We start from the raw sequence: 23,485 nt of genomic DNA, 5'->3' as shown, positions 1-23,485 counted from the left end.
GCACTTTCAAATAAGCGTCCCTAAGGTACACAATGAAGATTCTAGTCGTTGAAGATGAGCTACTAATTCAAAAAACTATTGTCACATTACTAAAGCGAAAAGGCGTAGATGTAATGTCTACAGCAAGTGGGAAAGAGGCAATTGAGCTTATCAAAGCAAATAATTATGATCGAATTATTTGCGATTTAATGCTTCAAGATATTACTGGTTTTGATATAATAGAAGAATCCAAAACAAAGTATAATGAAGCTGAAATATCAAACATCTTCTACATAATTACAGCTTACAGCTCAGAACAAATTGTAGAACGTGCTTCACTATATGGATGTAAGGTAATTCAAAAACCTTTTGATGATATCAATAACTTTATCAATGAAGTTACAGTAGAGGAATAAATGGCATTAGCAAACAAAGTAGCAATTATCTTAAAGCCTAAAGTAGTTTCAGAGTTTACGACAGTATTACCAAATCTAACTAATTGGCTTAAGAGAAGAAAAGTTGATGTATTCTTCGAAAAATCACAAGAAGCAAGAATCTTAAAAATCTTTAAAAATTGTAAGTCTGAAGATTTCAACTTCATTAATAGAGACGAGATTTCTAACAAATGCAAAATCCTTATCACTCTTGGTGGCGATGGTACTCTTATTGGAGCAGCAAGAACTAAAGATATAAAAAAGTTAAATATTTTTGGTATTAACATGGGAAATCTAGGTTTTATTGCTGAGTTTGCTAAACATGACTTCTACGACGGGCTTGAGATGGCCCTTAAAGGAAAGCTCAAAACTCGAAAAGTCCAAATGTATCAAGCTGAGATTACAAGACCAGGACAAAAGAAAATAAAACTTAACTTTTTAAATGATGCCGTGATTACAAAATCAGGTATTTCGCGAATGTTTAATCTCGAACTAGAAGCCAATGGTGAAAGTATTTATAACTTGGCCGGTGATGGCCTCATCGTCAGTACACCAATTGGATCAACAGCATACTCCTTAGCAGCAAATGGACCAATTTTACATCCTAGCGTAAAGGGTGTTGTCCTCACACCAATTTGCCCACATGCCCTCACACATAGGCCAATGGTACTTCCTGACAATGAAACCTTAAGTATTATAATTCCACGAGGACAAGAAGATATCTACTTAACGATTGATGGCCAAAAAGAATTTAAGCTAGAACCAAAAGATGAAATTCAAATAAAGAAGTCTAGAAGCAGTCATGTAAACTTCTATATTAATGAAGAAAGAAATTACTTTAGAACGTTAAAAGAGAAATTTAAATACGGCCGCCGCTAATTTTAATCGAGATTCTTAAATTGGTAACTTTCATTAATCATCAGATACTTATTTGAAGCAGGAACAAAGCCACAATTATAATATGAAAAGCTATCAGATTTAAACTCATCTTGATAATGACTGTGTCCGCATATAATGACATCGACATTATATTCATTTGAGGCAATTTGAGCACTCTTTCTAAATTTATCTCGAATACTTCCATTAAGTTGAGTCTGGCCATACCTTTTTTCATTTCGCTGTCGACTTTTATGAGATAGATAATCCCCAATTGCTTTCACAATTTTATAATTAAAAACATACTTAGAAATAAGGGCCAAAGGATAACTTCTTATAAAACCACGCCAAACCTGATAACTAAAGTTCTCGATTTCTATCTCGTCACCATGACAAAAAAGAACTTTTTGATCATTAATTATTTCAACAAATGGTTTCGTCTTTACGATAATTCCATTATCTGTAAGTAAGTCTTCAATATGAAAATCATGATTACCTTGAATATAGTAGACTGGTATACCAAGAGCAGTAATTTCTCTTATACGATTAAAGAACCAATCATATTGTTCTTCGTATTCCTGATAACTTCCAACCATTAAATCAAATATATCTCCAAGAAGATAAATACGATCATTTTCATTAAAGTTAATAGCGAGAAAATTTTTAAGATATTCAGAATTTTTTTGATCCCATTTCACATGGACATCAGATATCACATAACTGCTCATAGAATTATCATATCGGAATAGCAAAGATAATCAAAGAAGATCTTTCATTAGTTTGTCGCATCCACTTTGTAACTTCTTAACATGCTTACGATATTCTGGGTTATTTTCAATGGCCACTGCTATACGATAAGCACCATATGGGAACCTCGATATCTGGTATGGTTTTATCTTCTTCTTATTAACAACACTTCCTTTTACATGAATTTTTTCATTTGCAAATACAACTTCAAAATTTAGAACTTCATTCTTACTACTAAAGAGCTGTTCATATTGAGAAGCTCCTAAGACAAAGGAGACCCCACCTTCACTGATATCAAAAATCTCATATTTCAAATTTTGAAAACAGCTATAGAGTGGAATGAGTGGTTCAAAACGCTCATGCTCTCTTCTTTCTAATCTCTTCTCTTTTATTGGAAATGAGATTTCGAGACTATTGCCATGAGAGGCATTTAGCTCGCTGATAAAGATTAACTGTAAATCGGGAATATAGAATTTAAGAAGTCCTGGTCCTCGTACGAAGTGGGCCAAGCTATCTCTTAGGCCATCTTCGATAGTTAGAAAGATCTGTTTAGAAAAGGCATTGAGACTTTTAATTTTGGCCGGAAGCCTAACAATATTTTGATCAATAACATCCCAGATAATGACTTCACTGCCTTCTTTGATGGACTCAATAATATCTTGTTCAAACTTCTTCGTGCTCATCTAATTCTCAATTCCTATCTTTCGACTCCCAACTTAAAAATGCGGTCTCGATTCTCTCCTGCACGAGACCGCTTTAATTATTTAAGAAAGGAGTGGGGGTGTGTCCCCCATTTTTATTAACCTACTAATCTAAGAGCAGCTGAATTGATATTATTAGCTTGCGCTAATGATGCAATCCCTGCTTGCTTAGCAATATTAGAAGAAGCAAGTTGCGATGACTCATAGGCCACGTCTGCATCTTCAATAACTGATCTAGAAGCATCTAGATTCGTCGCCTGAATCTCAAGGTTGTTTACAGAAGACTGTAGTCTTGACTGAACAGCACCAAGATTCGCTCTTTGCTCAGATAGACTTGAAATCGCCTCATCGACATTTTCCATCGATGATCTAGCATCATCTTTAGAGGCAACACTTAAGCCTGAAATATTAAGTGCTGATGTCGTTGCATTAGTTTGTGACGGGTCATATTGAATTTGTCCCTCTTCACCTGCAAAAGTACCAACTTGAATATCCATCTCTGATCCCGATCCATTAAGTAATGAAATCGAACCAAATTTCGTCGACTCTGCAATACGGTCAACTTCTTTAGTTAGCTGTTGATATTCTTTATCTAGAAAGCCACGCTCAGTATCACCAATCGTATCCGATGCTGCCTGAACTGATAGCTCTCGCAATCTTACTAAAATATTACCTGTTTCATTCATGGCCCCCTCTGCGGTTTGCACCATCGAGATACCATCATTTGCGTTTCGAGAAGCCTGACGTAAACCCTTGACCTGTGCTTCCATATTCTTAGCAATCGCTAAACCGGCAGCATCGTCAGCGGACTTATTAATCCTCTTACCACTCGATAATTTCTCCAAGGCCTCCCCTGAGGCTTTCCCTGTCTGTTTAATGTTTTTCTGCACCATTTGCGCAGCTGTATTAGTTGCAATACGTAAACCCATTTTTTTCTCCTTTCCTCACGTCCTACTAAAAATAGCTTTCAGACAAAATTAGTGTTCACAAATACCTGTTCGTTACACTCGGTTAAATACTTTAGTGAATCCCTCAAATAATTGAAAAAAAGTGGGCAAATTAATATAAATTCATATAGTTAGAGCTTGAGGTATCAATAATAAGTACTTAAAAAGTGGATAAAAATCGACATTATTTTTTGCCACTAATAAATGATTAGGATCATATTTTGAAATAGATTTTATGAATATAATTAGGACTGAGCGATTCTCTCTCCTGAGTTTCTGCTCTTTCAAGATTCTAGTGGGCCACGTGAAAGCGTGGTCTATTAATTTAAGCTTTAATTTTTTACTATAGAAAAGAATAAGGGCCTTCCGAAGAAGGCCCTTACTTTTAGATGTTGCTTTCGATTTAGATTTTTACTTAACCGATCAGTCTTAGTGCAGATTGGCTCGAAGCATTTGCTTGCGAGAGAACAGAAGTTGCAGAACTAGTAAGGATATTTGCCTTAGCTAAGTTTGCAGACTCTGCTGCTACATCTGTATCTCTGATTCGTGAATTAGCGGCACTCATATTTTCATTAGAGATTTCTAGGTTATTAATTGTAGACTGTAGTCTATTTTGTAATGCCCCTAGTTCCGCACGTCCACCAGATACTGATGTCATGGCCTTATCGATAGCTTCAAGGTTAGTTTGAGCGTCACCTTTTGTCGCAACAGATAGTCCACTAATACCTAGGTCTTCTGTTTTAACTGATACTGCTGATGGCTTAAAAGCAATTCTGTCATTTGTCTCATCATTATTAAGACCAATTTGGAATTCCTTATCTTCACCTTCACCGTTAATTAGTGACGTTCCGTTAAACTCAACTGATTCTGCAATTCTATCAACTTCTTTTGTTAGTTGTTGGAATTCTTTATCAGTAAATTCACGTTCAGTATCACCAATTGTATCCGATGCAGACTGTACTGAAAGTTCTCTTAGACGAACTAAAATATTTGATACTTCGTTCATCCCACCTTCAGCGATCTGAATCATCGAGATACCGTCACCAGCGTTTCTTGCTGCTTGTTGAGTACCTCTAATATTCGCTCTTAACTTTTCAGATATCGCAAGTCCTGCAGCATCGTCACTGGCCTTGTTAATTCTAGAACCCGATGAAAGTTTGTTTAAAGATTCATCTTGTGTTCTTTTAACTTGTCCTAAACTTCTTTGTGCTGCAATTGACTGTGTGTTCGTGTTAATTCTTAATCCCATTACTATTCTCCTCGAATAAGCAACCTCCTTGTGTAATTAGCGTTGAAACTCCTTGTCTCAACAAATTAAATCCCAAAACAACCAGACCCATCTGGCTGCAATACCCATAACGGTTACTCGGAAATATTCTTGAGAGAAAAGTGGAAGGTTTTTTATTTTTTTGGAGGCGGCATTTACCACGATGGTAAAATGATGCCGAACAACTCCGAGCGACCACGAAGGGAGGTCAGGAGAATCAATTACTTAAGAAACAAATCAAAATTTTCACTTAGAAATTAAGATAACCAATCATTCAAATCAAGCATATACTCGACCATTTCAGTCGGTGATTGAAATTCTCTTTCAACAGGAAAGCGATTTTTTAAAGAGATATTAATAAATGCAAATTCAGAGTTAGCAATAAAGTGCTTACTACGAAGTTTCGAAATATCGATATCTCCATCTTTGAATTTTAGTAGAACAGGTAGGCCGAATTTCAAAGTGGCCTTTATGCTTTTTAAGATGTGAGCTATGGCAACTTCTGTATCAGAAAGATCGTTTGAAATAATCGCCAGTTCATTTTTAAATTGAATATACACTTAAGAGCGGCCTTGGATCTTTTCAATTAGATTAGTCGTTGAATAGCCATCTTCAAAATTTAAGCTTAACACTTGTCCACCGTTAGCGGTAACAATATCATGGCCAACAATTTGATCTATGGCCCAGTCCCCACCTTTAACAAGGATACTTGGAAGAACAGCATTTATAAGATCATAAGGAGTATCTTCCTCGAAAATAAAAACCTTATCAACTGACTTTAAATTCTCAAGCATAAACTGACGATCGCCTTCAGAGTTCACAGGACGATCCTCACCTTTTAAACGCTTAACACTACTGTCAGAGTTAAGTCCTATAATAAGAATATCACCAAGTTTCTTCGCTTCATTTAAGTACATTAAATGACCACGGTGAAGGATATCAAAGCATCCATTAGTGAATACAATTTTCTTCCCACTAAAGTGATTCTCTACATATTCCTGTGCTTCTTGATATTTCATTACTTACTCTTTTTAAGGCTATTCCCAAAGAATTTCTTATCTAGTCCTAAAATATATGGAAGTCCTAGAAGTGGGATCGAAATGAACTCAAAAAGAGTTCTTTCAATAATCGTATTAAAAGCTGCCTCATTTGAAAGCTTTGGCCTTAGGCCACAAATATACTGACCAAACGTTGGCCTGTAGACAGATGTAATACGATAAATAATATGAATAAGCACAAATAGTGCTAATAGAAATCTATAATTTGAGTTTTGAAGTGTGATTTCAATAAACGATTCGAGAGGAAGTCCACTTACTAAAAACATTGCAACTAAAGTAACAGCAAAAATAACTAGTGATACACTCATATCAATCACGTAAGAAGCAAATCTTCTTGCGATAGAAACATCTTGTGACTTATTCTTAATTTCAATTTCACGATTTACTTTAGGGATTTCTGACTCTGTACCTTTACGATAAAAAGCTTCAAGTTCAGAAGGAACACTCATCTCTTTTTCACGGCCAAGAACTTTATTGAAATTATTTACATGTGATTGAGTTGGAGTAACTTCAACACGTGCACTCTTTAAAACTTCTTTACTGGCCTTTCCATGATGAAAACCAAGTCCTTCATTAATAGGTTTAAAAGGAATATCCTCAATTCCAAAGTCATCGAAATTATCGAAGTCTTCTAAGTCATTTAAGTGAATTGGTTTCTTGCTATTTTGTGATTCTAAATTCATCCCTGGGCCCTCTTATAATAGGATGACACATTTTTTATTTAACATCAAATTTTCCAAGTACATAGCCTACGATTGTTAGGACTGCACTTTCTGTTTTAAGAATAGGTGTTGCAAGCTTAAGCCCCATAACATTATTCTCTTTTAACATTAACTCTTCTTCACGAGTAGAAAGTCCACCTTCTGGTCCAATGATAATTAAAATACGTTTATCTTTTATGCTGTCAATACTTTCAATATCCATACCATTTGAATGAGATAATGTCGTTAAGAATATATAATCGTATTGATGGAAGATTTCGAATAGAGCATCAAGACTTGCTGTCTCGTGATGTACTACTGGAAAGTAAGGATTATTTGATTGAATTAGCGAGCTTTCAATAACTGAATTTACTCTATCAAAATTCTTTATTGACCAATTTGAGTAGTCTGCTTGAAAAGGAAATATTTCTGAGATACCGACTTGAGTTGCATTCTTTAGAGAGCTCTCAAAAGCTTCTCTTTTAGGAAGCCCTATTGCTAAATCGATATGTGTATACTTCTCAATCTTCTCAAATGCTAATACCTTTAGTGAAACTTCACGTTTCGTGCAGTTAATCACTTCACTTGTATAGCGACCACCTTCTCCATCTAATAGCAGAACCTCATCACCCTTTTTGACTCTTACGGCCTTAATTAAGTGATGGCTACGATCATCAGAAAAGCTAAGTATTCCATCAATTGATGGAGAGAGATCATCTCGAGTATAAATAGCGCGCATGAATTACTCCTTTTTTAGAAGAATTGCTGACCAATCACCTTTAGATAATACATCGATTTTCTTTAAAGACTTATATTCTTCAATAACTGCATCAACTTGTTCATTTAGAATACCAGAAAGAATGATATAACCATCATCAGCTAGTGAGTCTAAGAGAACTTCTTTTTCAGATACAAGAACATGCATAAGAATATTAGCAAAAACAAGTTTATACTTATCATCTAGATTGAATCGTTTTCTTGCAATAAGACGATGACCATTAAGACGGTCTTCATTTAAATTCAACTTAAGATTTTCGTGACAATTATCAAGAGCAGCAGGATCGATATCAACGAAGTCGACGAGCATATCACTTTTCTTGATAGCGCCGATTCCTAAGATACCTGAACCACATCCAAAGTCTAAACAAAGGTCTTTTTCTTTGAAAGAGTCCTTTACTGCCATAAAGTGCTTTAGACACAGATATGTTGTTTCGTGTTCACCTGTACCAAATCCCATTCCTGGAATGATATAAATATTATTATTATTTTCTTTATAATCTTCTTCTTTAAACCACTCTGGAATAACACTTAGTTCAGGAGTTACCTCAATCGGTGCATAGTGCTTTTTCCATACTTCATTCCAGTCTGAGTACTCTTCATCTTTAACTTCAATTGTTAGATCCATCCCTTCAATTGCCTTTGCAAATTCATGGGCCCTATTAATATCTCCCTGAAAGAAGAAATAATTAAACTTCTTAACATCTTGATCATCTGAAATATCAACGACTTCATCAATTACTGACTCTGGAACGTCTCCACCAGAATATGCTCTCTCTCCAAGAATCTCATCAACACGCTCTTCTTCCATTGAGAACTCTTCAATTCCATCAACTTCAAATTCATTAAGAGCGATCTTATTCACCTCTTCACATTGTGAGCTACTTTGAAATTCAATCGTTACAATTTTAAAGATTTCAGTTTTTACAGACATTCTCAATTTCCTTTAAAACTAGAAAATTTCCATTAGGATAAGTTTCTTTAAGTTTTATACACTTACTCATCACCCAAATGACATTTGGATGCCATAAGCTAATATATGGGTATTGTTCGTTTACTACTTGATTGGCCTTCTTATATAGAGCGACTTCTTTTTTCTTATTGATAGTCTGCTCGGCCTGCTTAATTAAATTATCAAAATCCTTATTATCAAAAAAGACACGATTTGCACCTTTTGGGGCCATATTTTCAGAGTAAAATGCGAATTTAAGCATATCCTGACCTGTAAATCCTACCCAACGCCCTAAATAAAGATCGTATTCTCCTCTTTTAATACCTCTAAGGAAAGTTCCCCACTCTTGAGGTACCACATTTACGACTAGGCCAAATTTCTCAAACTCATTCTTAATGATTGTCACTAGTTCTTGTTGAAATTTATTACTGCTTGTCTTCCAAGTAAGAGAAAAAGTCTTTCCATTATTGTCATACCAAATTCCATTTTTTCTCTCAAAACCTGCTTTATTAAAAAGCTCAAAAGCCTTTTTTGGATTGAAATCATCAACTGGTGTATCGATATAAAAATTCTTAAAGGATTTTGCAAAGAGGCCATTTGAAGCAACAGCATTATTTTTAAATTTATACTTAATAATTTTAGCTCTAGGGACAAGATGACTTAATGCCTTTCGCACATTTTCATTTTGTAGAATATCTTTTTTCTGATTTAGTCCAATGTAATTATAATCTGTTCCTAAAACCTTTTGTACATTTACATCACTATTCTTTTCTAAGTAATTAACTTTTCGAGGTGAAATATTGGCAACAGATAAGTCAATCTCTCCCTTGATCAGTTTTAACGAAAGAGTTGTTTCATCTTTTACGACAACAAAGTTCAGATCGTAGTGATCAGCTTTTAAAGACTTTAAGTCAATTTGCAAAGGTGCAATCTTTGCAATTTTATAATCACCCGCACCGACGAGGTCTGACATTTCGACTTTCTCAAGTTTTTCATAATTAGGGATTTGGATAATTTTAAATAATACTAAATTTGGTAAGTGATCAAGGCCAAAGCTCTTATAGATTAATTCAAAAGTGAGTTCATCGATAATTTTAACCTCTTTAATATTTCCAAAAGCAAAGCGGAAGATCGATTTTATCTTCTCAGTTTCCGTAAAATAAAAATGAGACTTTTCCACATCTTTCGACGTCAAAGGTGCGCCATTTGAAAACTTTAAATTTGGTTTTAGTTTGAATCGAATCTTATATGAATCTACTGTACGATACTCTTTAAAGGATTCACATAATTGGCAAATCGGCTGCATATTACTGTTGAAATCAATAAGTGAGGCGTTAACAAGGCGATTAATATTTTGAGAGTTAGCATCAGTTGAAAAGAACGGACTCAAGCTATTTGGAGACGACGAAATTGCGATATTAAGACTCGCTCCATAACCCATTGAAGTTAGGAAAATAAATAGTAAAAAAGATAGAAATCTAAACATCGAATATCCCTGACGAATGACACAAATGTAATTATTATAAGATTATCACCTCTTTTATTTGATGTGAACTCAATCTATGTTAAGTTACTGAAAACATTAAAACAAAGGTCATCTATGAAGCTAATTGGAATCACTGGTGGTTCAGGTTCAGGAAAAACTACTTTTGCCTCAAAAGTAATTTCAAAACTACCAAAAGAGAAAGTATCTGTTTTATCAATGGATTCTTACTATCTACCAGAGCAACCAAAAGAGCATTATACAAAATCAGGACGACCAAATTACGACCACCCACAAGCATTTGACTGGGCACTCCTACAGGAACATATCACGGCCCTAAAAAATGATGAGCCTATTGAAGTTCCTAATTACGACTTTAAAACGAGTAGTCGTACAACATCGACAACAACTTTAAATCCAACACCAGTTGTCCTTTTTGAAGGAATCTTTACTCTCTTCGATCAGGAGATTAGAGAGAAGTTAGATATTCGCTGCTTCCTCCATGTCGAGGCAGATATTCGCTTTACTCGAAGACTTAATCGAGATGTTGCTGAACGTGGAAGAAGTCTAGAAAGTGTTATCAATCAATACTACGACAGTGTTCGACCAATGTATGAGAAATTCTTAGCGCCACAGAGACAGTATGCTGACTTTATTGTTGGTGAAGAAACCGATGTTTCTTCTGAAATCTTAGCGGCCAGACTAGTCCAATTCATTGAGCAAAACAAAGAGTTCGAACTACTACTAAACACAACGAAAGGGTCTTAATGTCTAATTTAAATATTTCACCTCTTGGTGGTGTTGGACAAATCGGATCTAATGCGACTTTAGTTTCTTATAAGAATACAAATATAATAATCGACAGTGGAATTCTATTTCCCTACGAGGACTGCTTTGATATCAATTATCTTATTCCTGATTTAAAGAATGTAGATGTTGAAATCAATGCTCTCATCATAACTCACGGCCACGAAGACCACATTGGTGCAATCTCACATTATATTGAGAGATTTCCAGAAGCTGATGTCTATGCCCCAACATTTGCTAAAGAGCTTATTGAAGATAAGTTGTCATATTTAGATCTTTCAAAAAAAATTAACAAACTTGAAAGTAAACTTGTGATAAATGAAATCGAAATTGACACGATTCATGTTAATCACTCGATTCCAAATACAAAGGGAATTCATCTAGGCATCAAAGAAATTGATACTGGAATTCTCTTCATCTCTGATTTCAAATGTGATTTTAACACTGAATATGAAGAGCCTATTGAATTAGAGAAAATCAATCTCCTATCAAAGAAGTATAGCAACCGCCTTGCGATGCTAGACTCGACAAATATCACAAGTAGCAATGAAAGAACGACTTCAGAGTCCGAGCTTAAAAAAGATCTGCTCTCTTTTATCTCAGATGCAAAAGGACGTGTCTTTATCACATGCTTTGCCTCTAATATTCATCGTCTTCAAACAATATTCAATATTGCAAAAGAGCTTAAGCTTAACGTCGTTCCCTATGGCCGCTCTCTACTTAAGTACACACAAATTGCCAGAGAGTGTGAAATCTTTAACGACCATGGACTTGTTCGTGAAGTTGAAAGTGTTACAGACTTAAAGAAGAAACATATTATTCTATGTTCAGGAAGTCAGGGTGAATTCAGAGGTACAGTTAAGAGAATTACAAGTAGCAGTGATAAGTACTACAAGCTAAATGAATCTGATACTTTTATCTTTAGCTCTAAAGCAATTCCTGGAAATGAAAAAAAACTAGCACTTTTATACAACGAAATCACAGAGAAAGGTTGTGAGGTCATTACACACTATAATGGATTAATCCATGCTTCAGGACACCCTGGTAAAGCTGATCTTAAAGATGTTTATGATAGTTACCAACCAACTATTGCGATCCCTATTCACGGCGAAACATATTTCTTAAGAAAGCACTGTGAATTTATCAAATCAATTCTGCCTACCAGTGAAGCGATCGAGATTAAAAATCACGACAGCATCTCACTATCTTCAAATGGCAAAATAAAAATTACTCGCTCACAAGAAATTCCACCGATACTCATTCATGGAAATCGTATTGTCATCGAAAGAGAAAAAATCTCAGAAAGACGAAAAATGGCCACGCTTGGTACAGTCTTTGTTTCAATTTCAAAGAACAGTATTGCTCGTTCTCAGCAAAGAGTTCACATTACGACAATGGGAATCCCACATGAAGAAGAGCAAATTAGTCAACTACAAGAAATTTGCTTTGATTACTTCAATGAAAAAGGAACGATTGATCAACGAAGTGAACGTATTCGAGTAGCGGTTAGAAGATATTTTCAAAATATCCTTGGATATAGGCCTCTGGCCATTGTTCATATTTGCTAAGTCCATTAAACTAATTACATGGACAACACGGTTATCATCATTGCATTACTTGTAATCATTGCTATTGCGCTTTTTCTACTTATTGGCGTCTTTGCATTTATCGCATTTCGAAAAGAGATTCAAAAAGAAGAAACTCAAGACGGAAAACTCACAGATAAGATAAACAATTTATTAGAAAAGAATAAGTCACAAGAAAAGATTCTTGGGTTATGTAGTATTTGTGAAAAAGAACTCGTCGAAAATGATTACTTTAATGTCGACTCACTTCATCTTTGTCGCGATCATTTCAATCTTTATTCAAGACACGAATGGGTCGCCATTACAAATGAGAGAACGACAAGCGATACACCGGAAAAAGGTGTCTATATTTATAATTTCAAAAAAAACACGTGGGAAAATGATAAAATTCCAACCTTCATTCTATGTGAGTACAAAATTGATGTAGAAAGTGACTTGATCGAAACCTATGTTCAATTACATGTGCAAAAAGAAATAGAAGACGAAATGAGACAAAGATTGAAAATACAAAAATAAGGGAGAGCGTAGTGAACGATCTTGAAATCCTAAAAGGCCAAATTAATCAAATAATGGAAACTAATAAACCAAATGTAGTTTTCGATTCTAAACACGATCGATTAATAAGAGATTGTGAAAAAGACTTAACTTCAGCAGGATTGAAGCAAAAGGTATCTTATACTATTGATGCCCTTATGCCGGAAAAAAGAGATTCAAAATTTGGTGGTGGTCAATTCAGTCGCTGGCAATATGAGTTAAGTTGGCAGGAATGGGAAGGAAATTTCAGACTAGTCCTAAGAAATATCCCACATAATAATTCAAAACTTCTTATTAAGCTGCCAGAAGATTTCAAGATTGATACGGCAGAACTTTTAGAATCATTTAAATCAAATATTCTTAAAACAATTTCTTTATAATTTACTATATTTTAAAAAAAGAAAGGGCCCAAAGAGGGCCCTTTTTTTGATGTTTCCATCAATATACTTTGGGGGGAATCCTATCGCTCTACTTGGCGAAAAGTTTCATTTCCAGAAGTTTGTGGAGTCTCCTCTTTTCTTAGATAAGAAGGAGTATCTAGTTCATCTTCATCAAAGTTGATAAAACCAAGTTTTTCAGCAATTGATTTAGGACGATCTGATTTATCAGCGGCAGCATTATTACCTGTTAATACTTTTTCATTTGCCCAAGGATCTACTTCAGATTTAGATGCTTCGTATTGAGACGCTGCTTCTCTGATTGAATCAGTTAAGCTAGGTCTTTGAGAAGTTTCTGAATTATCTCCATCAAATGAGTGAGTTCTTACTGGCTCTTGAACTAGTTCTTGAGCTTGTTGCTCACGTTGTGCTTCCATTTGAATTTCTCTCATCGCATCGACTTGTGGGTTCGATTGAACAGGAGCTTCATGGTAAGCAGCTTGTTGTACAGCAGGTTGTGCTACTGGTTGTTCAAAAACTGGCTTTTCTTCAACTACAGGAGTAGCTGGTGCCGCAGGAGCTGCATAAACTGGTTTAGCTTCTTGAACAACAGGTCTTCTAACCTCTTGTTGAGGAGCTACATTAACAGCAGCTTCACGTCCACCAAGTCCAGTTGCAATAACAGTAACCTTGATATTATCTTCAAGTTCATCATCAACAACAGATCCAAAGATTACTTCAGCATCTTCATCTGCTGCTTCCATAATTAAAGTAGCTGCTTCATTAACTTCATGCATAGTCATTGAAGAACCACCAGTGATATTAATGATGATACCAGTTGCACCATCAATTGAGATATCCTCAAGTAGTGGTGAAGAGATTGCTTCATTAGCAGCTTTAATAGCTCTATCTGGCCCAGAACAAAGACCTGTACCCATAAGAGCTAGACCTTTATTAGACATAACAGTTGAAACGTCAGCAAAGTCAGCATTGATATGACCTGTCGTATTGATTAGATCAGAAATACCTCTTACAGCGTTTAATAGTACTTCATCTGCTTTCATGAAAGTTTCAACAAGTGAAAGGCTTTCACCAGCAAGTTGAAGAAGTCTTTGGTTTGGAATAGTGATTAGAGAATCAACATTCTCCTCAAGAGTTTGAATACCAGTTGATGCCTGTCTCATTCTCTTCTTACCTTCGAAGATAAATGGCTTTGTAACAACACCAACAGTAAGAGCACCTAGTTCACGTGCAAGTTTTGCAAGTACAGGAGCTGCTCCAGTACCTGTTCCACCACCCATACCGGCAGTGATAAATACCATGTCAGATCCTTCAAGAACCTGGCTAAGCATTTCATACTCATCTAGAGCTGCTTTACGACCAACTTCTGGGTTTGCCCCAGCTCCAAGACCTTTTGTTAACTCAACACCAAGTTGTACTTTAGTTGGTGCAAGGTTAACTGCAAGTGCTTGTGAGTCAGTGTTAGCAACAATATATTCAACGCCAGTTAAACCGGCCTTAATCATTGTGTTTACGGCATTACACCCACCGCCACCAACACCAACAACGCGAATCTTCGCGCCTTCAGTTAATTTTAATTCGTTGTTGTCAGAAATTTCGAACATAAGTTCCCCCTTATTTAAAAAATTTCTCTAAATACTGATTTAATAGATCCTGATAATTTACTTACAATATCTATTTGATTAATATCTTCTTCCTCTTCTACGTCTACTTCCTTACCTTTTGAAGCTTCAAGTAGAAGACCTAAAACTGTAGAAAATTTTGGATTTTGCATAATATTTGTCATGCCACCAAAAGCAATTGGAAAACCAATCTTAAGTGGACGCTCTAAAAGGTACTCACCAATATCTGGCATTCCTTTAATCATTGCACCACCACCTGTAAGAACAACACCACCACTGATGTCATCTCCTAGATTCTTTTCTCTAATAATATTTTTAATAAGATCAAATAACTCTTCAGCTCTTGCTCCAAGTACATTTGCAACTGTATTTAGTTGTACTTCTCTTGGCTTAGTTCCAGAGATTCCTTGTACTGTAATATGAGCTGATTGGTTTACCTGTTCAGGTAAAACTGAACCGTGATTAATTTTAATTCTTTCTGCTTCTGCGTGTGGAATTTTGAGTGCAACAGCAAGATCATTTGTGAAATGATTTCCACCCACTGGAATAACTTGTGTATGAACGAGGGCCCCATCTTTCCAAAGAGCAAGGTCTGTAGTCCCACCACCAATATCAACAAGTAGTGTTCCCATTTCTTTTTCTTCAGGAGAAAGAACAGATTCAGAAGAAGCAATCGGTTGAAGAGTTACGTTCTCTACTTTAATCCCAGTATGCTCAACACACTTAACAAGGTTTTGAATTAGTGAGATTGAACCTGTAACAATATGTACATGGGCCTCAAGACGTGTCCCACACATTCCAATTGGATTCTTAATCCCAGTTGTATTATCAACTTTATACTCTTGAGCAATAACGTGAATGATTTCACGATCACTTGGCATAACAACTGCTTTAGCAGCTTCAAGTACACGATCAACATCATCTTGTGAAATTTCGTTACCTTTAACAGCAACAACACCTGAGCTATTAAAACTATAAATATGGCTACCAGCAATTCCAATAGTTGCACTATGGATATCAACTCCGGCCATTAGTCTTGCCTCTTCTAAAGAGTTATGAATTGAGCGAACTGTTTTATCGATATTTACAACACTACCTTTCTTTAAACCATGACTTGGATGTGTACCAATACCAATGATTTCAAGCTCAGCTTTACCAGTGTTTTGATTAGAAATGTTTTGGATACCTACGATTGTGCAGACTTTAGTTGTACCAACGTCTAAACCGACAACGATGTTTTTTTCTTTCATTGAGAATCCTTTCTCTAGTTTTTTCTTACAGAATCATTCTGTTAATAAAGAAATCTAACGGCAATTTTTACCGCATACAATGAAATTTTAGAATTAGTCGTTGAACTTGACAACAACTTTTTTGGAATTTGTAATATTTATCACTGATGGGATTTTCTTTTTCTTGTTCATATAACCAATGATTTGAGTCAACTTTTCAACCTTAAGGGGCCATTCATCTTTGCCCATAAAGACACTTGAAGGCTTTCCTTTAATCGAAAGAATCATTGTTAACTCTTTATCATCGCTAATAATAACTTCAGAAATTAACTTTCTAAAAACAAGATCAAGATCTGCGATAATACGTGTGATATTTTTTTGAACTGTCTTATCCATTTCCCCAACAGGGATTGCAAGATAAGGAAGAGAGTAATTTAACTTCTTTTCCGTTCTTAGTAGAATTTCATATGTTGGGTCAAATAGTTGACCATTATCAACAAGAATTGCTTCATAAGACTCCATTCCATTTTCTTTGTAAATTTGTACTTTCATTAATGGAGATGGACATTCATAGATAAAGTTAAGCATTCCTTCCATCGGATTATACTTAATCGTATAGTCTGACAGAAAGTGTTTTTCTTTTAATTTATCTGCTGCAACTAGATTCTTCATACTTCTTAAAGAACGGTTTCTTTCGAAGTCTTTTACTAACTTAAGAGTTAGTGTTCCAGCAGCACGTGAAGGACATTTACCAAAAGCCGTCTTATATTTGATCTTCTCATTTGGCTGTGAAACTGCTGATGCAGAAGCACTCAAAAGAAGAAGTGAAATAATTGAAATAGCTTTTTTCATTAAATGTCTATCCTGACTTCAGGCTCAAACTTTAAACCATAGTTTAGATAAAGTTCTTCCTGTACAATTTTTATAAGTTCTTTTACATCGCTGGCCGTCGCTTTATCGAAATTCTCCATGAAGTTTCCATGAAGATTACTCACGCGAACATCACCAACTTGTAACCCTTTCAAATTAAGTATATCAATAAATTGTCCTGCAGTGCAAGTTCGCTTATCTCCAACAATGTTTTTAAAGACACTTCCACAAGTTTTTTCCTTTAATGGTTGCGACTTGTTTCTCATTAGGAGGTAGTTACGAATTTTCTCACCAAGGTTTTCATCTTGACCTTTTGAGACAAGCTCAACTTGATAAACAATATCCCCAGGCCTTAAAAAATTGTTTTGGCGATATGAAAAGCTAGACTCTGTTGCCTCATGAAGATATTCGTTACCTTCCTTATCAATATACCAAACTCTATTTATAATTTCGCTAATCCAACCAAGGCCCGTTCCCGCATTCATGAAAACTGCTCCACCTAAGGTAGCAGGAATTCCAGTTATCACTTCCCAGCGCATATTACCAAATTTGGAAGCATGAGAAGTTAAGCTTGAAAGCTTCACAGAAGCTGGGAGAATATAGCTTTCACGATAATGATTTAAAATACGACGATCGTAATCAAAGTCTAGATTAATTATTGGATGATCAATTCTTTCATTTAAAAGTTGATTGGCACCTAATCCTAACACCATGTAGTTAAGGTTATTTTCAGTAAGGGTTCTTGCAACGTCCTTAAGTCCATCAAGATCCTTTACAGAAATAAAATCCCCCTTAGATTGAAGTCTCATTGTTGAATACTTTGATAGATCCTTATCAATTTCTATTTCAATATTTGGAATATTAGCTAATAACTCTTTAATCTTATTCATTGCGATCGTTATCTAAAACCCATTCTCTAATGACTCGGCCAATTGACCCGGCTCCTAATGTCATAATTGTTGAATTCTTATTAGACTTAATAATTGTATCTAAGTCTTTAAGTTCAATTGTTTTAGCTAGCCCCGGATGAAGTCGATTAATATCTTCGACAAGTCTATCTGAAGTGATCCCAGGAATAGGGCTTTCACTAGCTGGATAAATTGGACACATATATAACTCATCAACGTCGTTGAAACAGTGTAGGAACTCATTCCAACAGTCTTTTGTTCGAGAGAAACGATGTGGTTCAAAAATAGCAATTTTCTTATGATCTCTAATTTCTTTTAATGTGTTTAAAGTCTTAGCTATTTCAGTCGGATGATGGCCATAATCATCTAGAATCTCTACATCCTCATTCTTATAAAGTAATTGAAAACGGCGTCCAACATTTTCAAAACTTCTAATTGAGCTTCTAATCATATCCACTGGTACTCCCATTTTATGAGCAATGGAGATTGCCCCAAGCGCATTTTGCACATTGTGCTTACCAGGAAGATTAATGATAAAGCGTCCTAAGTTCTCAGGGCCAACGATAAGGTCAAACTCTGAACACAGATCAGACATTTTAATATCGACAGCTTGATAATCTGCTGGTTTTTCAATTCCAAAAGTAACAATTGGTTTTTTAATATGTGGAACAAGACTCATTAATCTTTCATCATCTGCATTAAGTGAAGAGAGTCCATAGAAAGGAACTTTGTTAATAAACTCTTCAAAGCTATCCATAAGAACATCTTCACTACCGTAATGATCCATATGATCAAGGTCGATATTAGTCACAACCGACATGATTGGATTTAACATTAGAAAAGATCCATCAGACTCATCGGCTTCGGCCACTAAGTACTCACCAGTACCAACCTTTGCATGTCCTGCAAGATTAGAAACGATACCGCCGATAATATAAGTTGGTTCGTAATTGCTCGCTTGTAAGATTGTCGCTAGAAAGCTTGTTGTTGTCGTCTTACCGTGAGTTCCCGCAATTGCGATTCCTCTTTTAAGTCTCATAAGTTCGGCCAACATTTCAGCTCTTCTCATAATAGGAATTTGCTTTTCACGGGCCATCTGCATTTCAGGATTAGACTCATTTACTGCAGATGAATAAACAACTACTGTCGTTTTATCAGTTATATTTTCACGCTTATGTCCAATAAAGACCTCAGCTCCTAAATCTCTTAAACGAGTAACATTGGTAGACTCACTAATATCTGAACCAGTTACCTTATACCCAAGACTCAGTAGAATTTCAGCGATACCGCTCATCCCAATTCCACCGATTCCAATAAAATGCACGCTAATATTTTGAATATTAATATTCATACTTGTTCCTTTTCACAAGATTACTTCTTCTAAATTTAGCGCATATATTGGCTATTGTTGAGAAAAAAACGGTTTCTGGCCTGACATCGTTCGTTGACGTGACACACAAGAGAAGATTACACCGATAGCAATTAAATTACTCATAAGCGATGATCCACCATAGCTAACGAATGGAAGGTTAAGTCCCTTTGTTGGAAGAAGCCCAAGAACAACCCCCATATTTAAACAAGCTTGAACACCGATAATGAAGATAATGGACATGATCATTTTCTTTGCAATATCGTCATTTAAAGACAGTGCTAATTTAAAACCAATATGAGTAAAGGCCATAAAGAGAACAACAAATGCAATGACACCTAGAAAACCAAACTCTTCACCTATAACTGAAAAGATGAAATCATTATGGGCCTCTGGTAGAAAGAATAATTTTTCTAAACTATTACCAATACCTTTTCCAAAGAAGCCACCATTTGCAAAACCAATCCAAGACTGAATTACCTGGAAACCACTTCCTCTTGGGTTTGCCCATGGATCTAAAAAGGACATTAGTCTTTTCACACGATAAGGTTGAGCAACGAGTATTAGAGACGAAAGAATTGTACCTACTACTCCCATGATATAGAAATACTTACGATTAAAATTAGAAATAAAACAAGTGAATCCCATTCCTAGAGCACAAATAAAGAATGTTCCAAAGTCAGGTTGTAAAAGTAAGAGCAAGAGAACTAATCCAATATTGGCCGCATACTTTAAACGATTTTTAAGATTTAGCTTTTCATAATTCTCAAAAAAGAAAAGTGACATCATAAGTATCGTATACTTTGCAAGCTCTCCCGGTTGTAATGAACCGAATCCTAGATTAATCCATCGGTTGGCACCTTTAGCAACAACGCCTAAACCTGGAATAAATGTTAAAACCAAAAGAAAGGCCACAACGAGATTTAAGTGGAATGAGAACTTTATCCAAAACTGATATTTAGTCTTTGCCACAACATAGGCCATACCCACGCCGATTAGAGCAAAGAGAATTTGTCTTGAGAAGAAGTGAAGGCTTGTTCCGTAAACTTCTTTTGAAAACATATAGGATGAAGAGTAAACCATGACGATACCAACACCAACAATAATTGATGTGATAATTAAAAAGAGTTTTCCAAAACGATCCGTGTTTTCAATAGAGTTCATATATTAATCATATATGAAGATTGTATTCGATGCATTAGAAATATAGGAAACTGCGCGTCAGGCTACTTGATATACATTTGCGCAAAATGCCTAATTGGATCAATTCCTCTTTCATCAAAACATGTGTAGGCATTGAAAGGATCAAGTCCTTCTTTTTGAATTATATTTAAAACACAGTTCTTCTCTTTTTCATTTTGCACCAAGGCCGCAACTGTCACATGAAAGCTATTCACACTACTGTGATAGTACTTGGCCACTTCATGAATGCTCGCCAAAGTTTCAGCACTCTTTACATAAGTGCATGCGTTAAACTCCACGAGGGAGATCGCTCTGCGATTGTCTAAGACTTCAGTTAAACATTGAAACTGATACTTAGTCGTAATTTGTGAGCATTGTTTTTTAAAACGAAATTGATTGTATTTTGAAAGTCGCTTGTCCACGAGGTTTTGACAGACTTTCACATAATCTTGATCAGCTTTAATTTGAGTAGAAAAAATAGAAACAAAAATAAAAAATAACAGAACCTTCATGACGAGATCATATGACTTAAAACTTGTTCTGTATTAGGCATAAAAAAAATGCCCCTATGAAAGGGGCATCTCAGTAATTATAGTTGATATACTAACTTCTTAAAGTAATTCCCTCTTTCTTCGTAATCTCTAAAGAAGTCCGTAGCAGGGTTACCTGGTGAAAGAATAATCGTGTCACCAGTTCTCGACTTTTGATAAGCAAAGAGAACAGACTCTTCAAACGATCCAACAATGAAAGTTTGTGGATGCTCCCCAAGTGCGCGGTTCATTCTTTCTTTTGCTTCACCAACAAGAACGATGATTCGTGTTGTTTGAATTAGCTCATCAGTAAATGCTTCATACTCAAGATCTTCGATATCTTTCCCACCAGCAATTAAGATAACCGGAGTTTTAAACGCCTTAGTTGTCTCAACAAGAGTTCTCATATCTGTTGCTTTTGAGTCGTTATAGAAAGAAACACCATTTTTTTCCATTAAGAATTCAATTCTGTGTGGAATTCCAGGGAATTTCGTTACACATGTTTGAATTGCTTCATCAGAAAGATCTAGTGCCTTACATGCAGTGATTGCAGCAAGAAGATTTTCACGGTTATTTTGACCAATGATTCTCATTTTCTTAACAACAAACTCTGAGTGGTAGTTGATATTTGAATGGATACGACGATCGTGGAAGTGTGTTCCTTGGATCTCTTCCATTACACCAAGCTTAACGAATGATCTTCTTGAGTACCAGTAAGTCTGGCAATTTGCATTTCTAAAGAAGCTATTATTTGCAAGCTTGTCGAAGTTAACAATTAAAGTGTCATCAGGAGATAGAGTCTTGATGATACTTAATTTTGTTTCCATGTACTCACCCATCGACGTGAATTGTCCTTGTGGGTAAGTGTCTGCGATATCTGTAAAGACAACCATCTTAGGGTGGAAGTCAGTTAGACGTCTCATTTGAACTGCTGAAACCTCGACTACAACGTAGTCAATTTCATCTTTATTAGGAAGCATTGAGTATTCGATAAATGGGCTTTCGCTTGTTCCACCAACAAATACATTCTTTCCATCTTGTCTTAAAGTAAATCCAATCATGTGTGCTACAGTTGTACGACCGTGAGATCCACAAACAGCAATGATTGGCTTACGACATAGCTTATTTCCAAGAGCGAATTCAGAGTAAACTTCTTTCCCTTCTCTTCTTGCTAGTTCTAGTTGAGGCATATTTGGATCAACAGAACCTGAGTAAACAACAACATCAGCATTGATGAAGTCGTCATCTAAGTGTTCACCAAAAGTCATTTCAACTGCAGGTTTAATCTTACGTAGTTTCTTTACAGCTTTATTAAGATCAAAAATCGGTTTGATATCTGTTACACGAATATTACAGTCAAGACGATTAAAGAAATTTATGAGTCTGAAACCAGTTTTTCCAATACCAACGATTAGGATATTCTTGTTTCTAAATCTCTCCATTCTCTACCTCATTTTTAATGTTGCGATCGCTAGAATCGCTAAAAATATACTTATAATCCAAAATCTAACAATTACTTTAGGCTCGGCCCATCCCAATAGCTCGAAGTGGTGATGTATCGGGGCCATCTTAAATATTCTCTTCTTACGAGTTTTGTAAGAAGCAACTTGTAAGATCACCGAAACAGCCTCGGCAACAAAAACACCACCAATAATAACAAAGAGTAATTCACTTCTTGTTAGTACGGCCATTGTTCCTAGTGTACCACCTAAGGCAAGGGACCCCACGTCACCCATAAAAATCTGAGCTGGGTATGTGTTATACCACAAAAATCCAACGCCTGCACCGACGATTGCAGCACCAATGACAGCTAATTCTCCAACATTTTCAACGTATGGCACAAAAAGGTATGATGCAATCTCTCTGTGACCAGTTGCATAAGCAATAAATCCAAGAGTTGCAGCTGATGTAATGATTGGACCAATAGCTAGTCCATCTAATCCATCTGTTAAGTTAACAGCATTACTAGAACCAACAATAACGATAGCCCCGAAAATTATAAAGAAGCTCATCAGGTTAAAGACTGGCCCTTTCACAAAAGGTACAAATAATTGAGTGTCGATAACATTGAAATGAACCATGGCAAAGACAGCAATTAGAGCTGTTGCAAATTGCCACACAAGCTTACCTCTGGCCGAAACACCTTTTGTATTTCCTTTAGAGATCTTTGCATAGTCGTCGATAAAGCCGAGCACAAAGTACGATGCAGTTACACCACAGGTAATGAGAACTGGAATCGAATTAAAATTTCCAGTTATTAACAGCGTTAATAAGATTGTCCCCAAAATAAAAACACCACCCATAGTTGGTGTTCCTGCTTTTTTTAAGTGAGACTCTGGACCATCATCACGTATTACTTGGCCAAACTGCTTACGCTGCATGAATCCAATAAAGTACTTACCCCAAATAATTGAGATAACTGTTGCAAGCAAGAAGGCCACAACTGTTCTAAATGTGATGTATTTAAAAATATTAAAAGCAAAGAATTCATCCCTTAGGGGATAGAGGAAATGATACAGCATGTAATC

Annotated in this window: 25 protein-coding genes; 6 read left to right on the top strand and 19 right to left on the bottom strand. The window is 35.8% G+C overall.

Going from position 1 to position 23,485, the window contains the following annotated elements:
• Nucleotides 1–32 precede the first annotated feature (32 nt).
• Together ABMA79_RS13980 and ABMA79_RS13975 are read left to right on the top strand one after the other, a co-directional pair.
• Nucleotides 33–395: a response regulator gene (locus ABMA79_RS13980; protein WP_392861212.1), complete on the top strand. Its 363-nt coding sequence runs from the start codon at nt 33–35 to the stop codon at nt 393–395.
• Nucleotides 396–1,292, top strand: coding sequence for an NAD(+)/NADH kinase (locus tag ABMA79_RS13975; RefSeq protein WP_392861213.1), 897 nt, complete (start codon nt 396–398; stop codon nt 1,290–1,292). It abuts the gene before it with no gap.
• 2 nt (nt 1,293–1,294) lie between these two features.
• Here the strand turns inward: ABMA79_RS13975 and ABMA79_RS13970 are convergent, their stop codons facing one another.
• From ABMA79_RS13970 to ABMA79_RS13925, 10 genes are all read right to left on the bottom strand, one after another.
• On the bottom strand, nt 1,295–2,017 hold the full coding sequence (locus ABMA79_RS13970) for a UDP-2,3-diacylglucosamine diphosphatase (RefSeq protein ID WP_393093362.1): 723 nt from the start codon (nt 2,015–2,017) through the stop codon (nt 1,295–1,297).
• Nucleotides 2,018–2,047: 30 nt separating this feature from the next.
• Nucleotides 2,048–2,719, bottom strand: coding sequence for a hypothetical protein (locus ABMA79_RS13965; protein ID WP_393093359.1), 672 nt, complete (start codon nt 2,717–2,719; stop codon nt 2,048–2,050).
• 116 nt (nt 2,720–2,835) lie between these two features.
• Nucleotides 2,836–3,666 (bottom strand): flagellin, encoded by an 831-nt coding sequence (locus ABMA79_RS13960; RefSeq protein ID WP_393093356.1) that lies wholly within the window; start codon nt 3,664–3,666, stop codon nt 2,836–2,838.
• A gap of 433 nt (nt 3,667–4,099) precedes the next feature.
• On the bottom strand, nt 4,100–4,933 hold the full coding sequence (locus tag ABMA79_RS13955) for a flagellin (protein WP_393093353.1): 834 nt from the start codon (nt 4,931–4,933) through the stop codon (nt 4,100–4,102).
• A 275-nt stretch (nt 4,934–5,208) separates the two neighbouring features.
• Nucleotides 5,209–5,511 (bottom strand): hypothetical protein, encoded by a 303-nt coding sequence (locus tag ABMA79_RS13950; RefSeq protein ID WP_393093351.1) that lies wholly within the window; start codon nt 5,509–5,511, stop codon nt 5,209–5,211.
• Nucleotides 5,512–5,970, bottom strand: coding sequence for a D-glycero-beta-D-manno-heptose 1-phosphate adenylyltransferase (rfaE2, locus tag ABMA79_RS13945; protein WP_392861223.1), 459 nt, complete (start codon nt 5,968–5,970; stop codon nt 5,512–5,514).
• Entirely contained in the window at nt 5,970–6,692 is a 723-nt protein-coding gene (locus ABMA79_RS13940) for a hypothetical protein (protein WP_393093348.1), read from the bottom strand. The genes rfaE2 and ABMA79_RS13940 overlap by 1 nt, the downstream gene beginning before the upstream one ends.
• Before the next feature lie 34 nt (nt 6,693–6,726).
• On the bottom strand, nt 6,727–7,449 hold the full coding sequence (locus ABMA79_RS13935; protein ID WP_392861225.1) for an RsmE family RNA methyltransferase: 723 nt from the start codon (nt 7,447–7,449) through the stop codon (nt 6,727–6,729).
• Between the two features lie 3 nt (nt 7,450–7,452).
• Complete coding sequence (locus tag ABMA79_RS13930) at nt 7,453–8,421, bottom strand: 50S ribosomal protein L11 methyltransferase (protein WP_392861226.1); 969 nt, start codon at nt 8,419–8,421, stop codon at nt 7,453–7,455.
• A complete protein-coding gene (locus ABMA79_RS13925) occupies nt 8,405–9,925 on the bottom strand; it encodes an ABC transporter substrate-binding protein (protein ID WP_393093346.1) in 1,521 nt (506 codons plus the stop codon). The genes ABMA79_RS13930 and ABMA79_RS13925 overlap by 17 nt, the downstream gene beginning before the upstream one ends.
• Before the next feature lie 114 nt (nt 9,926–10,039).
• Between ABMA79_RS13925 and udk the strand changes: the two genes are divergently transcribed.
• From udk to ABMA79_RS13905, 4 genes are read left to right on the top strand one after another with little or no spacing between them, the layout of a single operon-like run.
• Nucleotides 10,040–10,690 carry a uridine kinase gene (gene udk / locus ABMA79_RS13920; protein ID WP_392861230.1) on the top strand — a complete coding sequence of 217 codons (651 nt, stop codon included), beginning with the start codon at nt 10,040–10,042 and terminating at the stop codon, nt 10,688–10,690.
• On the top strand, nt 10,690–12,297 hold the full coding sequence (locus tag ABMA79_RS13915; RefSeq protein WP_393093343.1) for a ribonuclease J: 1,608 nt from the start codon (nt 10,690–10,692) through the stop codon (nt 12,295–12,297). Before udk ends, ABMA79_RS13915 begins: the two co-directional genes overlap by 1 nt.
• Nucleotides 12,298–12,315: 18 nt before the next feature.
• Nucleotides 12,316–12,831, top strand: coding sequence for a hypothetical protein (locus ABMA79_RS13910; RefSeq protein WP_393093340.1), 516 nt, complete (start codon nt 12,316–12,318; stop codon nt 12,829–12,831).
• 11 nt (nt 12,832–12,842) lie between these two features.
• Nucleotides 12,843–13,229: a hypothetical protein gene (locus ABMA79_RS13905; RefSeq protein WP_392861234.1), complete on the top strand. Its 387-nt coding sequence runs from the start codon at nt 12,843–12,845 to the stop codon at nt 13,227–13,229.
• 80 nt (nt 13,230–13,309) lie between these two features.
• On the opposite strand, the gene ftsZ is transcribed toward ABMA79_RS13905, so the two are convergent.
• The 9 genes from ftsZ to mraY form a co-directional block, all read right to left on the bottom strand.
• On the bottom strand, nt 13,310–14,851 hold the full coding sequence (gene ftsZ / locus ABMA79_RS13900) for a cell division protein FtsZ (protein ID WP_392861236.1): 1,542 nt from the start codon (nt 14,849–14,851) through the stop codon (nt 13,310–13,312).
• A gap of 14 nt (nt 14,852–14,865) precedes the next feature.
• On the bottom strand, nt 14,866–16,119 hold the full coding sequence (gene ftsA, locus ABMA79_RS13895; protein WP_021267553.1) for a cell division protein FtsA: 1,254 nt from the start codon (nt 16,117–16,119) through the stop codon (nt 14,866–14,868).
• Nucleotides 16,120–16,212: 93 nt separating this feature from the next.
• The gene (locus ABMA79_RS13890) at nt 16,213–16,950 is read right to left on the bottom strand and encodes a hypothetical protein (RefSeq protein WP_392861238.1); all 738 of its coding nucleotides are present in this window, start codon (nt 16,948–16,950) and stop codon (nt 16,213–16,215) included.
• Complete coding sequence (gene murB / locus ABMA79_RS13885) at nt 16,950–17,858, bottom strand: UDP-N-acetylmuramate dehydrogenase (RefSeq protein WP_393057003.1); 909 nt, start codon at nt 17,856–17,858, stop codon at nt 16,950–16,952. Before murB ends, ABMA79_RS13890 begins: the two co-directional genes overlap by 1 nt.
• Nucleotides 17,851–19,227, bottom strand: a complete 1,377-nt coding sequence (gene murC, locus ABMA79_RS13880) for a UDP-N-acetylmuramate--L-alanine ligase (protein WP_393093337.1) — start codon at nt 19,225–19,227, stop codon at nt 17,851–17,853. Before murC ends, murB begins: the two co-directional genes overlap by 8 nt.
• 51 nt (nt 19,228–19,278) lie before the next feature.
• Nucleotides 19,279–20,409 carry a putative lipid II flippase FtsW gene (gene ftsW, locus ABMA79_RS13875; protein WP_393093335.1) on the bottom strand — a complete coding sequence of 377 codons (1,131 nt, stop codon included), beginning with the start codon at nt 20,407–20,409 and terminating at the stop codon, nt 19,279–19,281.
• A gap of 62 nt (nt 20,410–20,471) precedes the next feature.
• Complete coding sequence (locus ABMA79_RS13870) at nt 20,472–20,939, bottom strand: hypothetical protein (RefSeq protein WP_392861244.1); 468 nt, start codon at nt 20,937–20,939, stop codon at nt 20,472–20,474.
• Nucleotides 20,940–21,016: 77 nt separating this feature from the next.
• Nucleotides 21,017–22,399: a UDP-N-acetylmuramoyl-L-alanine--D-glutamate ligase gene (gene murD / locus ABMA79_RS13865; RefSeq protein ID WP_021267585.1), complete on the bottom strand. Its 1,383-nt coding sequence runs from the start codon at nt 22,397–22,399 to the stop codon at nt 21,017–21,019.
• Nucleotides 22,400–22,402: 3 nt separating this feature from the next.
• Nucleotides 22,403–23,479: a phospho-N-acetylmuramoyl-pentapeptide-transferase gene (gene mraY / locus ABMA79_RS13860; RefSeq protein WP_392861246.1), complete on the bottom strand. Its 1,077-nt coding sequence runs from the start codon at nt 23,477–23,479 to the stop codon at nt 22,403–22,405.
• Between the last annotated feature and the right edge of the window lie 6 nt (nt 23,480–23,485).

This window comes from Halobacteriovorax sp. HFRX-2_2 (assembly GCF_043196705.1).
Taxonomy (GTDB): Bacteria; Bdellovibrionota; Bacteriovoracia; order Bacteriovoracales; family Bacteriovoracaceae; genus Halobacteriovorax_A.
The sequence above is the reverse complement of the archived record's forward strand: the minus strand, read 5'-3'. Positions and strand labels throughout refer to the sequence as shown.